Source organism: Streptomyces sp. NPDC001410 (genome assembly GCF_042895235.1).
Taxonomy (GTDB): Bacteria; Actinomycetota; Actinomycetes; order Streptomycetales; family Streptomycetaceae; genus Streptomyces.
The window spans coordinates 83,167-96,920 of the sequence record NZ_JBIAWE010000024.1 but is presented as its reverse complement, the minus strand read 5'-3'; the positions used below and the strand labels follow the sequence as shown (position 1 = coordinate 96,920).

General features: G+C 73.5%; 10 protein-coding genes and 1 pseudogene. 2 read left to right on the top strand and 9 right to left on the bottom strand.

What is annotated here, in order from left to right; genetic code table 11:
• Positions 1 to 5 precede the first annotated feature (5 nt).
• The 3 genes from ACFY3C_RS39480 to ACFY3C_RS39470 form a co-directional block, all read right to left on the bottom strand.
• On the bottom strand, positions 6 to 1,394 hold the full coding sequence (locus ACFY3C_RS39480) for an NAD(P)/FAD-dependent oxidoreductase (RefSeq protein WP_390774267.1): 1,389 nt from the start codon (positions 1,392 to 1,394) through the stop codon (positions 6 to 8).
• Complete coding sequence (locus ACFY3C_RS39475) at positions 1,384 to 1,626, bottom strand: ferredoxin (protein ID WP_390774266.1); 243 nt, start codon at positions 1,624 to 1,626, stop codon at positions 1,384 to 1,386. The genes ACFY3C_RS39480 and ACFY3C_RS39475 overlap by 11 nt, the downstream gene beginning before the upstream one ends.
• Before the next feature lie 156 nt (positions 1,627 to 1,782).
• On the bottom strand, positions 1,783 to 2,460 hold the full coding sequence (locus tag ACFY3C_RS39470; RefSeq protein WP_390774265.1) for a hypothetical protein: 678 nt from the start codon (positions 2,458 to 2,460) through the stop codon (positions 1,783 to 1,785).
• Between the two features lie 93 nt (positions 2,461 to 2,553).
• Between ACFY3C_RS39470 and ACFY3C_RS39465 the strand changes: the two are divergent.
• A pseudogene (locus ACFY3C_RS39465) lies at positions 2,554 to 2,739 on the top strand (hypothetical protein); the annotation flags it as partial.
• Between the two features lie 50 nt (positions 2,740 to 2,789).
• Here the strand turns inward: ACFY3C_RS39465 and ACFY3C_RS39460 are convergent.
• Complete coding sequence (locus tag ACFY3C_RS39460; RefSeq protein WP_390774264.1) at positions 2,790 to 4,481, bottom strand: DUF885 domain-containing protein; 1,692 nt, start codon at positions 4,479 to 4,481, stop codon at positions 2,790 to 2,792.
• Positions 4,482 to 4,514: 33 nt separating this feature from the next.
• Positions 4,515 to 5,018, bottom strand: coding sequence for an Lrp/AsnC family transcriptional regulator (locus tag ACFY3C_RS39455; RefSeq protein ID WP_386579806.1), 504 nt, complete (start codon positions 5,016 to 5,018; stop codon positions 4,515 to 4,517).
• 60 nt (positions 5,019 to 5,078) lie between these two features.
• Here ACFY3C_RS39455 and ACFY3C_RS39450 point away from each other — a divergent pair, with 60 nt between their 5' ends.
• Positions 5,079 to 6,278 (top strand): trans-sulfuration enzyme family protein, encoded by a 1,200-nt coding sequence (locus tag ACFY3C_RS39450; protein WP_390774263.1) that lies wholly within the window; start codon positions 5,079 to 5,081, stop codon positions 6,276 to 6,278.
• A 62-nt stretch (positions 6,279 to 6,340) separates the two neighbouring features.
• Here the strand turns inward: ACFY3C_RS39450 and ACFY3C_RS39445 are convergent, their stop codons facing one another.
• The 4 genes from ACFY3C_RS39445 to ACFY3C_RS39430 all read right to left on the bottom strand — a co-directional run bounded on the left by ACFY3C_RS39445 (position 6,341) and on the right by ACFY3C_RS39430 (position 13,730).
• Complete coding sequence (locus tag ACFY3C_RS39445; RefSeq protein ID WP_390774262.1) at positions 6,341 to 7,783, bottom strand: GNAT family N-acetyltransferase; 1,443 nt, start codon at positions 7,781 to 7,783, stop codon at positions 6,341 to 6,343.
• 124 nt (positions 7,784 to 7,907) lie between these two features.
• The gene (locus tag ACFY3C_RS39440) at positions 7,908 to 10,580 is read right to left on the bottom strand and encodes a DUF6493 family protein (protein WP_390774261.1); all 2,673 of its coding nucleotides are present in this window, start codon (positions 10,578 to 10,580) and stop codon (positions 7,908 to 7,910) included.
• Positions 10,577 to 11,983 (bottom strand): SWIM zinc finger family protein, encoded by a 1,407-nt coding sequence (locus tag ACFY3C_RS39435; protein ID WP_390774260.1) that lies wholly within the window; start codon positions 11,981 to 11,983, stop codon positions 10,577 to 10,579. Before ACFY3C_RS39435 ends, ACFY3C_RS39440 begins: the two co-directional genes overlap by 4 nt.
• Before the next feature lie 160 nt (positions 11,984 to 12,143).
• Positions 12,144 to 13,730, bottom strand: a complete 1,587-nt coding sequence (locus ACFY3C_RS39430; protein WP_390774259.1) for an alkaline phosphatase D family protein — start codon at positions 13,728 to 13,730, stop codon at positions 12,144 to 12,146.
• Positions 13,731 to 13,754 lie beyond the last annotated feature (24 nt).

Below are 13,754 nucleotides of genomic sequence, written 5' to 3'. Positions count from 1 at the left end.
CCGGGTCAGTGGGCCGGGGTGAAGACGAGCTGCCGGTCGGTCGGTGAGTAGCCGCTGAGGGTCACGCCCGGGCCGTGGGTCGGCAGCGACGGGTCGGGGAACTCGGCCGGGACCGGCTGGCGGCCCTCGGGGCGGCGGTCGACCGTCGGGTACTCCACCGGGAACGGCGCACCTCGCTCGATCTCCCGCTGGTAGAACTCCAGCCACCGGGTGTTGTCGAAGCTCACGGCGGCGATCACACGGTCCTGGTAGCCGTACACGCCGACGAACCGGCGATCCGCCAGGGAGCCCTGCGTGATCATGATCTGCTCGCCCATGGGCGGGACGCCCACGGACTTGATGTTCACGCCGAACTGCGACGACCAGAAGGCGGGCACCCACAGGTGCGGGCGGCGGTCGCTGCTGGGGCTGATCATGTTGTGCGCGGCGATCTCGGCCTGCGCGACGGCGTTGCCCCAGTGCTCCAGGGAGAGGAACTGGTAGCCGAACAGCGCGTGCGGGGACCGGGCGACGTCGCCCGCGACGAAGATGTCGTCGGTGACGATGCCCCGGAAGTCGAAGGCGCGGCAGCCCGCGTCACAGGCGATGCCCCGGGGACCCGCGCCGAGCCCCGACCCGGTCAGCCACTCGGTGTTGCGCGTCGAGCCGAGCGAGACGACCACGAGGTCCGTCTCGACGACGCTCTCGTCGGACAGATGGGCGGCCTTCACCCGGCCCACCGAGTCGCCCTCCAGGCCGGTGACCATGACACCGGTGCGCAGGTCGACACCGTTCTCGTGGTACAGCTCGGCGGACACCGCGCCGATCACCCCGCCGAGGGCTCCCGCCAGCGGCGCGCCCGCGCGTTCCGCCACGGTGACCGCGAGGCCCATCTCCCGGCAGGCCGAGGCGATCTCCGACCCGGAGAACCCGGCGCCGATGATGAGGACCCGGCGCGGACCGGCCTTCAGCCGCCGGTACAGGGCGGCCGCGTCGTTCCGGGTCCGCAGCAGGAGGACGCCGTCCAGCTGCGCCTCCGACTCCTTCGGCCAGGGCCGGGCCCGCACACCGGTCGCGATCAGCAGGCGGTCGTACTCGACCTCGTCCCCGTCGGCCAGCCGCACCCGTTTCGCGGTCATGTCGAGCCCCGCCGCCGGGACGCCGAGGCGCCACTTCGCGTCGATCTCGCGGCGCCGGGGCAGCTCGGTATGGAGCGGGTCCGCCTTGCCCAGCAGGACGCTCTTGGACAGCGGCGGCCGGTCGTAGGGATCGTACGGCTCGTCACCGATCAGGGTGAGTTCACCGGCGAAGCCCTCGGCACGCAGCGTCTCGGCGGCCCGCAGGCCGGCCAGCGAGGCGCCCACGATCACGATCCGGCCCTCGCGCCTGAGCCGGCCCACGTAATCAGTGACCATCGGACGCCTCCCGGCCGGACGCGGCGTCGTCACCCGTGCCGTCAAGACCGTCGGCCGTGATCGCCTGCACCGGGCAGGCGGCGACGGCACGGGCCAGTCGCTCGCGCTGTTCCTCCTGCGCCCGCGGGTTGTAGATCAGCGCCTCCTCGCCGTGCATGGCGAAGACGTCGGGCGCGAGGAACGCGCACTGCGCGTACCCCTGACACTTGTTGAGATCGACGACGAGCCTCATCGACGCTCCGTCCTTCAGGTGGCCAGGTCCGGTGCGCGCCACCACGTTCCGCGCGGGCGCCTTCGGACGGCGGTCATGTCCCGCTCGCCAGCATGCGAGCGACGAGGGAGGCCTCGCGCGCTCAGGCACGCCGTTCGAGTGAACGGCTCCGCGGGGTCACGCGGACGCCGTGAGACGCGCCCTGGTGCGACCGCTCGCCACGATGATGTAGACGCTGAGCACCAGCGACCAGGCGGGGAAGACCAGCTCCGCCCAGGGGACGTTCGACGAGACGAGGAGCAGGGTCAGGGCGGTGAGGTAGCCCAGCACCGAGAGCCAGCGCGGGAGCACGCCGAGGCGGTGCCCGATCACCGACATGGAGCACACGAACACGGCCGCCATCCGCATCGCGTACCCCGTGATCAGCGTGTACGCGAGGTGGCGGCCGAAGTCCCAGGTGACCGCCCCGGAGCCGGCTCCCGGGGGGTGCGCGAGGCCCAGCACGGCCGCGCCCGCCGCGGCGGCGGCGAACATCGTGGCGGTGAAGACCAGTCCGCTGCCGAGGAGGACGGTCGCGAGGAACCTGTCCTCGACGGCCCCGACGTGGGCCCGGACGGCGCCGACGAACCACAGGAAGAAGATGCCGGCGAACGGTACGAGCGCGAGTGCGGTCCGCACCGCGTTGCGCTGCGCGGAGTCCGTGAACGCCGGGGCGTCGACCGCGTCGGCCCCCTCGGGAATGCCCAGCCGCAGCAGCACGATCGCCGCCGCCAGCAGCAGCGCGAACAGCACTCCGGCCAGTCCGGCGGCCCGCGGGGTCTCCATCGCCTCCTGACCCGGCCCCTTTCCCTGCATACCCGGCCCGCCTCCTCCGACTCGCCCCTCGCCACCAGCAAGCCGCCCCACCACCGGCTCCGCCACCGGAGGGCGGCCGTACGGCCGAACGGGGTGCGGTCCACTGCCCGGGACCGGGTCGCCCTGCGCAGCAACCCCCTGCCCCTGCGCGGCCGCACCGCGCTCGTCACCGGAGCCGGTAGGCGTGCCGGAATCGGGCACGCGGTGGCGAGGCGGCCGGCCGCGTACGGCGCGAGTGTCCAACTGCATCACCCTGTGCCGCACGACACCGCGATGCCCTGCATACCCGGCCCGCCTTGAACACGGTCAACCCCGGGTCACCGGCGAGGTCAGAGCTGGGACAGCTCGTCCAGCAGGTCGTCCAGGCCCAGCGAACCCTGCGAGAGGGCCGCCATGTGCCAGGCCTTCAGGTCGAAGGCGTCGCCGTGCCGCTCGCGGGCCTTCTCGCGGCCCAGCAGCCATGCCCGCTCACCGAGCTTGTAGCCGATCGCCTGGCCCGGAATGGTCAGGTACCGGGTCAGCTCGCTCTCCACGAAGTCCGCGGGCCGGCTGCTGTGCGCGCCGAAGAACTCCTGGGCCAGCTCCGGCGTCCACCGCTCACCGGGGTGGAACGGGGAGTCCGCCGGGATCTCCAGCTCCAGGTGCATGCCGATGTCGACGATCACGCGGGACGCCCGCATCATCTGCGCGTCCAGGTAGCCGAGCCGCTGCTCCGGGTCGGTGAGGTAGCCCAGTTCGTCCATCAGCCGCTCCGCGTACAGCGCCCAGCCCTCCGCGTTGGCGCTGACCCCGCCGACCGTGGCCTGGTAGCGGGACAGGTCCTTGGCGACGTGGGCCCACTGCGCGAGCTGGAGGTGATGCCCGGGCACGCCCTCGTGGTACCAGGTCGACACCAGGTCGTACACCGGGAACCGGGTCAACCCCATGGTCGGCAGCCAGGTGCGGCCGGGACGCGAGAAGTCCTCCGACGGGGGCGTGTAGTACGGGGCCGCGGCACCGCCGGGCGGGGCGATGCACGACTCCACCTTGCGCACCCGCTCGGCGAGGTCGAAGTGCGTGCCGTCCAGATCCTCGATGGCCTTGTCCATCAGGCCCTGCAGCCACTCCCGGACCTCGTCGACACCCTCGATGTGGCGGCCGTGCTCGTCCAGGTGCGCGAGCGCCACCCACGGGGTCTTGGCGCCGGGCAGGATCTTCTCCGCCTCCTGCTGCATCTCGCCGAGGATGCGGTGGAACTCCGACCAGCCGTACGCGTACGCCTCGTCCAGATCCAGGTCGGTGCCGTTGAAGTAGCGGGACCAGCGCGCGTAGCGCTCGCGGCCCACCGTGTTCGGGGCACCCTCGATGGCCGGCGCGTACACGTCCCGCATCCAGTCCCGCAGCTCCACCACGGCGGCGCTCGCCGCGCGGGCGGCCTCGTCCAGCTCCGCGCGCAGCGCGTCCGGGCCGGCGGCGGCGAAGTCCTCGAACCAGCAGAGGCCCTTTCCGTCGGTGTCCGACCACTCGGTGAGCTGCTCGACGAAGGTCGCGGTCGGCCGCGGCGCCGCGTACAGCTTGCGCTCCAGACCGAGCGCCAGGGACTCCTGGTAGCCCGCGAGCGCCCCCGGCACCGCACGCAGCCGCTCGGCGACGGCCGCCCAGTCCTCCTCCGTCTGCGTCGGCGTGACCGTGAAGACCTCACGCACCGAGTGACCGGGCGTGCTCAGGTTGCCGACCTCGCGCAGGTGCTCGTCGGCCTCGTGCACGGCCAGCTCGGCGGTCAGCCGCTCCCGCAGCAGCCGCCCGCAGCGGCGCTCGACGTCACTGTCCGCGCCGGGCTGCCGCTCCGCCTCGTCGAGCCGGGCGAGGGTGGTCCGCGCCAGCTCCGCGAGGGCCTCCCGGCCCCGCGGCGAGTAGTCGGGCAGCCTGCTCGAACTCTCCTTCACACCGAGGTAGGTGCCGGTGACCGGGTCGAGGGCGATGAGGTCGTCCACATAGGTGTCGGCGACCTGGCGGGGCAGCGGGCTCTGGATCTCAGACATGCCGCCCATCCTCGTACGGGGACTATGCCTGCGTCACCCAGGTATTCGTGATTCCGCTCTGGGCGTGGCCGGAGGCAGCAGCGGCCCGCAGTCCCACTGCTGGAAGATCAACCGGGTCTCCACCCGGGCCACTTCCCGGTGCGCGGTGAACTCGTCCAGCACCAGCCGCTGCAGATCGGCCATGTCCGCCACGGCCACATGCACCAGATAGTCGTCGGGCCCGGTCAGATGGAACACCGTCCGTGACTCCGGCAGCACCCGGATCCGCTCCACGAACGGCCCGACCAGCTCCCGCCGATGCGGCCGGACCTGAACCGACAGCAGGGCCTCCAGACCGCGCCCCAGCTTCGCCGGATCCAGCCGCAGCTGGTGGCCGAGGATCACGCCCGCGCGGCGCAGCCGGGTCACCCGGTCCAGACAGGTCGACGGCGCCACGCCCACCTGCGCGGCGAGATCGCGGTAGGTGGTCCGGGCGTCGTTCTGCAGCAGCCTCAGCAGGTGAAGATCCACCGGATCCAGTACGACAGATTCAGCCATTGGCCGAACGTAGCACGGTGTTCGATTCCGGTGACCCGTCCTGTGTTCAACCTTCCGCCCATGGACACAGCGAGCACGGGTGCCTACGACGCCGTACGCACCGCATCGAGAGCACTGGCCACCGAGGCCGTGCACGCCGGCCGCGACGACCTCGCCCGGCAGGGCCTGCACGCCCCGCCCATCGACCTGTCCACCACCTACCCCTCGTACGACAGCCGGGGCGAGGCGGCTCGCATCGACGCCTTCGCCACCGACGGCGCCGACCCGGTGGGCCCGCCGATCTACGGCCGCCTCGGCAACCCGACCGTCGCCCGCTTCGAGACCGCCCTGGCCCGGCTGGAGGGCACCGAGTCCGCCGTCGCCTTCGCCAGCGGCATGGCGGCGCTCAGCGCGGTCCTGCTCGCCCGCTCCGCCATGGGCCTGCGCCATGTGGTCGCGGTACGGCCCCTGTACGGCTGCAGCGACCATCTGCTGACCGCCGGGCTCCTCGGCACGGAGGTGACCTGGACCGACCCGGCCGGCATCACCGACGCGCTGCGCGCCGACACCGGTCTCGTGATGGTCGAGTCCCCGGCCAACCCCACGCTCGCCGAACTCGATCTGTGGGCGATCGCCCACGCCTGCGGCTCGGTCCCGCTGCTCGCCGACAACACCTTCGCCACCCCCGTTCTGCAGCGCCCCGTCGAACAGGGCGCGCGGCTGGTGCTGCACAGCGCCACCAAGTACCTCGGTGGCCACGGCGATGTGCTGGCCGGTGTGGTGGCCTGCGACGAGGAGTTCGCCGGACAGCTTCGGCAGATACGTTTCGCCACGGGCGGTGTCCTGCATCCGCTGGCCGGCTATCTGCTGCTCCGGGGCCTGTCCACGCTGCCGGTGCGGGTCCGGGCCGCCTCCGCGAACGCCGCCGAGCTGGCCGCTCGGCTCGCCGCCGACCCGCGGGTGGCCCGTGTCCACTATCCGCGCCTCGGCGGCGCGATGGTCGCCTTCGAGGTCCACGGCGACCCGCACGAGGTGATCTCCCAGGTCCGGCTGATCACCCCGGCGGTCAGCCTGGGCAGCGTGGACACGCTCATCCAGCACCCCGCCTCCATCAGCCACCGCATCGTCGACGCCGACGACCGGCGCGGCGCCGGGGTGAGCGACCGGCTGCTGCGGATGTCGGTGGGCCTGGAGGACGTCGACGACCTGTGGGCCGACCTGGACCAGGCCCTGGGGGAGCGGGCCGCCACGCCGGTACCGCTCCAGGAAGCCGTGCGCTGACGGGGGTGCGCACGACAACGGCCCGGCGGGAAACCGCCGGGCCGTCCGTCATCGAGCCGGGCTCAGTCGCGGCGGGCCGCCCCGCCGAGCCGCTCCTCACCGCCGCCGAACGGCGTGCGCGCGGCGACCGGGGCGGCGTCCAGGCGGGCCGTGATGACCAGGGTGCCCTCCTCGATCTGGTAGTCCAGGGGCAGCCCGAGACCGCGCATCGCGGCGACCATCCCGGTGTTGGAGGCCTGCGTCACGGCGTAGACGCTCTCGCAGCCCGCCTCCACCGCCATCGCCACCAGGCGGCCGAGGAGTTCGGCGCCGACGCCGCGCCGCTGCCAGTCGTCCTCGATCAGCAGCGCGACCTCGGTCTCGTCGCCGTCCCACAGCAGATGCCCGAGGCCGACGATCCGGCCCGAGGGGGTCTGGGCTGCCAACGTCCGTCCGAACCGGGGGCTGAGCAGGTGGTTCAGATAGCGGTCGGCGTCCCCGACGGGCCCGTGGTACCGCATGCCGAGGGTGCGCTTCGAGCACCGCTCGTGCATCGCCCGGGCCGCCGCCAGGTCACCGGTGTCCGCCCGGCGCACGGCGATGTCGTTGCCCTCGGGCAGCGTCAGCACGTCCTGGCCGCGCGGGATGCGCGGACCCAGTCGGCTGTCCAGCTCCACCAGAGCCCTGGCCCGCGCGAACTCGGTCGGCGTGAACGGCAGATACGGCCGCTCCACGGTGAGCACACCGCCCTCCGGCGCCCGCAGCCGCATCACGGTGTCCTCCAGGACCCCCTCGACCGGCACGGGCTCCGGGCCGCGCCCCCCGCCGACCGGCGTGCCGGGCAGCGAACGGATCGTGCACCGGCCCAGCAACTGCCGGAGCGCCAGCGGCAGTTCCGCGGCGTCCAGCGCGGTGCGCGCCGCGAGGCCGAGGACCCGGGTGGGAACGTCCACCAGGTCGTGGGCGTCGGCCCGCTCGATCCAGGTGGACGCACCACCGGCCAGCGCGACCGCCCGGGTGATCTCGGCCCCCGCCAGCGCCTCGGGCGACCGCAGCAGGAACTCGTCGACCGTGCCGTCGGCCAGCGGATGCGTCTGCAGGCTCAGGATGTCGACCCGCCGCCCGGCCAGCGCCGTGCACAGCGCGGCCAGCGAACCGGGCTCGTCCTTCACCGTCGTCCGCATCCGCCACAGTGTGCCGGTCCCGGCCACGTCCTGCGCGTCCGTTTTCCGTACGGGCCCGGCCGACCGCGCATCGGCGGCCGGCCGGGCACCGGTATCCTCGGCCGGCGGTGCGTGGCCGTGGCGCCGAGCCCACCACGTGTGGAAGCCCGCCGTCGCGGCCAGCACGATCGCCGAGATCATCAGCAGCGCCGGACCGTCGGGCCCGTGCCCGATCAGGTTCGCCACTCCGTCGGCCACGGCAACGGCCGTGAACAGGGCGGCGAGTTCGACGAGGTCCCGCCGCCAGTGGTGCACGGGCCGTCCGTGCTTCGTCCGGGTCACTTGAGACATGTCTGGAGTCATGCACTCACTGTGAAGGAACGGTGTTGCGTGATCACGAACGGTTTGTGACCGATGGGTAAAGCATGCTTCCGCCCTTTTTATTGCGCTTTCTATAGTTGCGGTGGGGCGGGCTTGCCGGTCCGGCTCAGGCGGCCACCTCCTCGGCCAGCGCATCCCGCAGCCGCCGCGCCTGGACGACCAGACGGGAGGAGCCGCCACGCGCGGCGGCCTCCGCCAGGTGCGGCACCTCTCCGCGCGCGCCGGACCGCTCGGCGCACTCCGCCGCCACGGCCATCAGGTCCCCGAGGCCCCGGGCCGCGACGGCCGCCGCCTCCGGGCGGGCGGTCGCCAGACCGGCCAGCGGAACGGGCAGGGCGTGCCGGAGCAGCTCCCATATCGTCGCATTGGCTCCCGTGGCCGCCGCCGTCCGTACCGACTCGGCCAGCCGCTGCGGCTTCACCGCACCGCCCCCCACCAGCTCGCCCAGATCCGCGCCCAGCCGCGCCGCGTCGAGCTGCCCCCGCGCGGCGAGCACCAGCAGGGCGTCCACGGCCGCGAGTCGGTCCTCCTGGTGCCGCGCACCGAGCCCGTACGCCACGCACAGGTGCACGGCCTCGCCCGCCACGCCGCCGGATTCGGCGAGCAGCGGAAGGACGCCGGTACCGCGCTCGTCGTCCACGGCCGTGTCGGCCAGATCCTGCAGCATCCGGGCCGCGACCAGCTCCCGCCGCTCCGGGAGCACGGCGAGCCAGTGCCGGCGCGTGGCGGGGTCCCAGTGTCTGCACTGCCAGCCGCAGGAGATGGGGGACAGCGGTCGGCCGAGCCGGTGGAACTCCTGCGGGAAACCGTCCTGCAACTCGGGGAGCTCGGCCAGCTCCAGAAGGATGCGCTCGCCGTCGGTATGCCGCGTGGCCTCGGGGAGGGCGGCGTTGGTGCCGCCCAGCCAGCGGGCCAGCCGCGCCCCCTCCGCAGTGCCGAGCGCCCTGGCCCGCCCCGCCGCCTCCTCGGCCGCCGCACGGTCGTCCCTGCGCACCCGCAGCAGGGCCTGGGCGAAGTCGGTCGCACAGACCCGGGCGTCCAGACGCCGGTACTCCGCCAGGCGGGCCACCAGCTCCGCCGGCTCCAGCAGGCCCGTGCTCCAGGTGGGCGTGGCGAGCAGCAGCGGCATCGGTTCCGTGCGCAGGCGGTACGCCACCTCGCGCAGCCGCGCGTCGAAGACCCGGGCGAGGCCGCTGTGCGGGCACTCGTGTTCCTGCGGCCCCTTGCGCACCGCGGCGTGGAGCGTCGCCGTGCTCACCTTGCCGTGCAGGGTCGCGAGGAGCAGTTCGAGGCCTTGCTGGGCGCTGAAGAGGCCGTAGCGGGAGTTGCTGAACATGTCGTCGGTCCGCGGCCACTGCCGGTCCTCGTCCGTGGCCCACCAGCTGTTCGCGACCACCGGCACGAGTGCCCGGCGCAGTGCCTCCGGATCTTCGTACGCGTGCCGCACCAGACCGTCCAGCGCCCGCTCGAACGCGGCCACGTCACCCTCGGAGGCCAGCAGCGCCCCCATCTCCTCGGCCACCTCCTCGGCCGTCAGCGGCGCGGGCCCCAGCCGGAACGGCTCCGGGGCGGGCGGCAGCACCTCCTCGTACACCTCCTCGAACTCGCTCTGCGCGACGCCCAGCGCGGCGGCCGCCCGGGCGCGCAGTGCCGGGGACAACTGCTGTGCGGCATGGGCGAGTTCCTCGCGGACCTCGTCGGCGTCGAGCTTCTTCAGGTGCCGTTCGACGAGCTTGAGCGCCCGCTCCTGCACCTGGGTGTCCTCGTTTCCGAACGCCTGGGCCACGACCGGCAGCAGCTCCGCCGCCGTGCCGGGGTCGCGGGAGAGCACCTTGCCGAGCAGGACGAGCTGGGCCCGCACGAGCTTCTTCTCGCTGCGGAACAGCAGCCCTTCGGAGGCCTCGGCCAGCTGCCGGGAGGTCAGATCACCCTCCAGCGCCAGGCCGGTGAGCACCGCCTGTGCGTGCGAGGCGACGGGGGAGACCGCGTCGCGGGACAGCGCCGTCCAGTCCGGGATCCGCGCCCGCTCCTCCTCCCGGGTGAGCGCGAGTCCCGTCAGCATCGGCAGGAAGATCCGGTGGTCGGTGGGGCCGCCGCCGCGCAGCAGCCGGGCGACACAGGCGTCGACCAGGAACTCACGGTCCAGGGAGCCCTCCTGGGCGAGTGCCGCGAGTGCGCTCTGCCAGGAGCCCGGTCCCTCGCCGAGCAGCCAGCGGACCTCGGAGAGATCCGAGAGCGTGAACAGCCCGCCGATCAGCGTGGCCAGGTTCGGCTCACGGCGCAGCACGTCGGCGACGCCCTCCCGGCGCCAGCTGCCGTCGCCGACGCTGACGTGCCGGATCCAGCCGGCCACATAGGCGTCCGTCACCGGGACCTCGCAGCCCGACCGGCTCACCAGCCCCGCCATCAGGGCGTACGGCACCCGCGCGGACACCGGCCGCTGGGCCAGCCGGTGCGCCACATCGGCCAGCCAGCCCGTGTCCCGGCCCTCCAGCACCCGCAGGAGTGACTCCGCGGACGCCTGCCGCCACCGCAGGTCGCTGGCCGCGAGCCAGGCCGCGGCCGCCGCGGCTCCCGTGTGGCAGGCTGCCCCCGCCAGGTGCAGCGCCGGGCGGATCTTCTCGGACCGGCCCTCCCACGGCGGTGCGGCCCGCAACTCCTTGCGCAGCTCCTTCAGATCCGGCAGCGACGCGCGCCGTTCGGCCGCCGTCATGCCCTGCACCAGCCGCAGCGTCTCCGCCGTGCGCCCGGCCCGCACCGCCTCCATCAGCTCACTCATCGCACGCCCCCGTCGATCGCCACCATGTCCAGTGCCACCGCGGCGCCCCGCCGCACCATCCGCACCGCCAGCGCGTGCTTGCACGGCCCGCGTCCGCCCCGGTACTTCGCCCACCACAGACAGCTGCAGGTGAGCACCCCCGCCTCGTCCCGCACCCGGTGCACATGGCCGTCCTCGGCGGTCACCGTGGCCAGGGCGCCGTCGAGGGTCACCGCGTCCGCCGCCACCAGGGCTCTGGCCGAGCGCAGCCGCGGATTGTGCTTCTCCACGCGCTCGGCGTCGTAGGGCAGCTCACGGTGGAAGTAGGCCGCCTCCGCCGTGTCGTATCCGACGCGGCCCGAGGTGCCGAGGCGGACCAGGGCGGCGCGCACCCGCTCGGGCGTCAGGCCCGAGGCGGCCGCGAGGTCGGCCACGTCGACGCGGGGTTCCCACGCCAGCAGCACGGCTATCAGCTCGGCGTCCCCGGCGGCCTCGTCGGTGGCGAGCGCGTCCAGGACGCCGCCCTCGCCGGAGAAGCCGCGCGAGGCGTCCGGCGACAGAGTGAGCGTGAGCCGCATGCCGGGCAGGACGACCTCCCAGGCGGCGGCCGTACTAGCCGCACCGCCGACCGCGGGGCCGTACACCCGCAGGGCCGTCGCATGCCGCAGCACCCGCTGCAGCGCGGCCAGCCGCTCCGGACCCGGCAGGCACACCGCACCCGGCACCGGTCGCGTCGTCGGCCGCAGTCCGCGGCCCACCGGGACCACCCAGCGCGGTCCGCCCGAGGCCCGCCGCGCACCGCCCGCCCTCGGCAGCCCGCGCAGGAACCGCACCGCCTCGTCCGCCGGCAGCTCGGCCCGCAGGTCGAACCCGGCCGCGATCACCTGGGCCTCGGCGAAGCCGCGCAGCCACCGGTCGGGCAGCGGGACCTTCTTCTCCACCACCGGGCCGTCCAACGTGGTGACCGCCAACTCGTCCGGGCCGACCCGCAGATGGAGCGGATCGTCCGTGCCGACCCGGGACAGAGCCTCGCGCAGCGGGTTGTTGACGTCGACGTTCGTCGTGCCGTGCCCCACCTCGCCGCCGTCGAGACCCGGAGTGAGGACGTCCAGCCGGGCGTACACCCCGCCGCAGCCGGAAAAGGACTCGAAGCGCAGCCGGTCGCCGTTGCCGGTCACCACCGGGTCGAGCGAGGCGCGCAGCTGCGGCTGGTAGTAACGCGCGGCCGCCACGTCGGCCACCGCAAGCAGCGCCGCCGCAGCGACCTGAGGCGCGGTCAGAAAGCCCGCGAAGAACCGCGGATGGTCCTGCACACCCGTGGGTGTCGCACCCCGGGACGTTTCCAGCCCGAGGCGGCGCCCGTCCGCCGCGGACTCGAGCGCGGAGGGTCGGCGATAGGCCACGGCCTGCAGTGATCGCGTCATGGGAAAAACCGTAGAGGCGACCACTGACAATCGGCCTGACCTGCGAAAAAACCCGCCCGACGGTGGAGTTGCCGGGCGGCAGACCGTGCCGCGCTCCGGGGGATGACGCCGGTGCGCGGCACGGCTTCGAGCGTACGGGACCCGGCGGCCCCGCGATCTCCTACTGGCCGACCCGGCCCGGCTGCAGCGTCTGCGTGAACAGCACCGTGCCGTCCTGCTCGCGCAGCCGTACCGTCAGTTCGCCGCTGTCGCCGTCGATGTCGACCTCGCCGAAGAACTGGTAGCCGCCGGCGGGCGAGATGTTCGCCGCGGTCGGCGCCTTCACGAACACCCGCTCCGGACCGAACGTGTTGTCCAGCGCGTTGGCCGGGAACGCGCCGGCGTTCAGCGGCCCGGAGACGAACTCCCAGAACGGCTCGAAGTCCGTGAACGCGGCCCGCGCCGGCTGGTAGTGCTGGGCCGAGGTGTAGTGCACGTCCGCCGTCAGCCACAGCGTGCCGGTGATCCGCCGGTGCTTGATGAAGCGCAGCAGCTCGGCGATCTGCAGCTCACGGCCCAGCGGCGCGCCCGGGTCGCCCTGCGCCACCGCCTCGAGGTTCGGCTTGCCCTCCATCGGGTCGGGCACCACGAGGCCGAGCGGCATGTCGGCGGCGATCACCTTCCACACCGTACGCGAGCGGGACAGCTCCCGCTTGAGCCACTCCAGCTGCTCCCGGCCGAGGATGCCCTGCGGGGCCACGGTCTGGTTGTCGGGCGAGTTGGCGTTGCGGTAGGTGCGCATGTCCAGCACGAACACGTCCAGCAGCGGGCCCTGGTGCAGCACGCGGTAGACGCGGCCCTCCTTCGCGCCCGGCCGCAGCGTGGAGATCGGGAAGTACTCGCTGAACGCCCGCCGGGCGCGCGCCGCCAGCACGTCGATGCTCTTCTCGGTGTACCGGGTGTCGGTGGAGGCGATCACCTCGCCCGGGTACCAGTTGTTGCGCACCTCGTGGTCGTCCCACTGGATGACGGACGGCACCCGGGCGTTGAACCGCTTCAGGTTCTCGTCGAGCAGGTTGTAGCGGAAGTTTCCCCGGTACTCGGCGAGGGTCTCGGCGACCTTCGCCTTCTCCTCGGTGGTGACGTTCCGCCAGGTGGAGCCGTCCGGCAGGGCCTGGGTGGCGCTGATCGGGCCGTCGGCGTAGATGTTGTCGCCGCTGCACAGGAAGAAGTCCGGGTCCAGCTCGGCCATCGCGTTGTAGATCCGGTAGCCGCCGAGGTCGGGGTTGATGCCCCAGCCCTGCCCGGCCAGGTCGCCCGACCACAGGAAGCGCACGCCGTCGCGGCGGTGCCGGGAGGCGGTGCGGAAGGTGCCGGTCACGGGCTCGCCGGTGCGGCGCGGGTCGTCCGGGTCGGCGAGCAGCACGCGGTAGTGGACCTGCTCGCCGGAGTGCAGGCCGTGCAGCCGGGTGGTGCCGGTGAAGTCCGTGTCGGCGCCCAGCAGCGGGCCGTGCCATCTGCGCGGGTTGCGGAACGACTCGGTGGCCGAGGTCTCCACGATCATCCGGGCCGGCCGGTCCGAACGCACCCACACCAGGCCCGAGTCGGCGGTCACGTCACCCGTCTGCACGCCCCAGCCCGCCTCGGGGCGGCCGGAGAGGGCGAACGCCGGTGCCGCGCCGAGGCCCGCGGGCAGGGTCAGGGCCGCCGACGCGGCGAGGGAGCCGCGCAGAACGCTGCGGCGGCCGGGGAAGGGACTGTGGGACATGGCTGTGCCTCCAGGAACGGGATC

Coding starts and splice junctions, on each gene's coding strand:
- ACFY3C_RS39480 (WP_390774267.1), bottom strand. CDS start 1,394: ATGGTCACTGATTACGTGGGCCGGCTCAGGCGCGAGGGCCGGATCGTG.
- ACFY3C_RS39475 (WP_390774266.1), bottom strand. CDS start 1,626: ATGAGGCTCGTCGTCGATCTCAACAAGTGTCAGGGGTACGCGCAGTGC.
- ACFY3C_RS39470 (WP_390774265.1), bottom strand. CDS start 2,460: ATGCAGGGAAAGGGGCCGGGTCAGGAGGCGATGGAGACCCCGCGGGCC.
- ACFY3C_RS39460 (WP_390774264.1), bottom strand. CDS start 4,481: ATGTCTGAGATCCAGAGCCCGCTGCCCCGCCAGGTCGCCGACACCTAT.
- ACFY3C_RS39455 (WP_386579806.1), bottom strand. CDS start 5,018: ATGGCTGAATCTGTCGTACTGGATCCGGTGGATCTTCACCTGCTGAGG.
- ACFY3C_RS39450 (WP_390774263.1), top strand. CDS start 5,079: ATGGACACAGCGAGCACGGGTGCCTACGACGCCGTACGCACCGCATCG.
- ACFY3C_RS39445 (WP_390774262.1), bottom strand. CDS start 7,783: ATGACTCCAGACATGTCTCAAGTGACCCGGACGAAGCACGGACGGCCC.
- ACFY3C_RS39440 (WP_390774261.1), bottom strand. CDS start 10,580: ATGAGTGAGCTGATGGAGGCGGTGCGGGCCGGGCGCACGGCGGAGACG.
- ACFY3C_RS39435 (WP_390774260.1), bottom strand. CDS start 11,983: ATGACGCGATCACTGCAGGCCGTGGCCTATCGCCGACCCTCCGCGCTC.
- ACFY3C_RS39430 (WP_390774259.1), bottom strand. CDS start 13,730: ATGTCCCACAGTCCCTTCCCCGGCCGCCGCAGCGTTCTGCGCGGCTCC.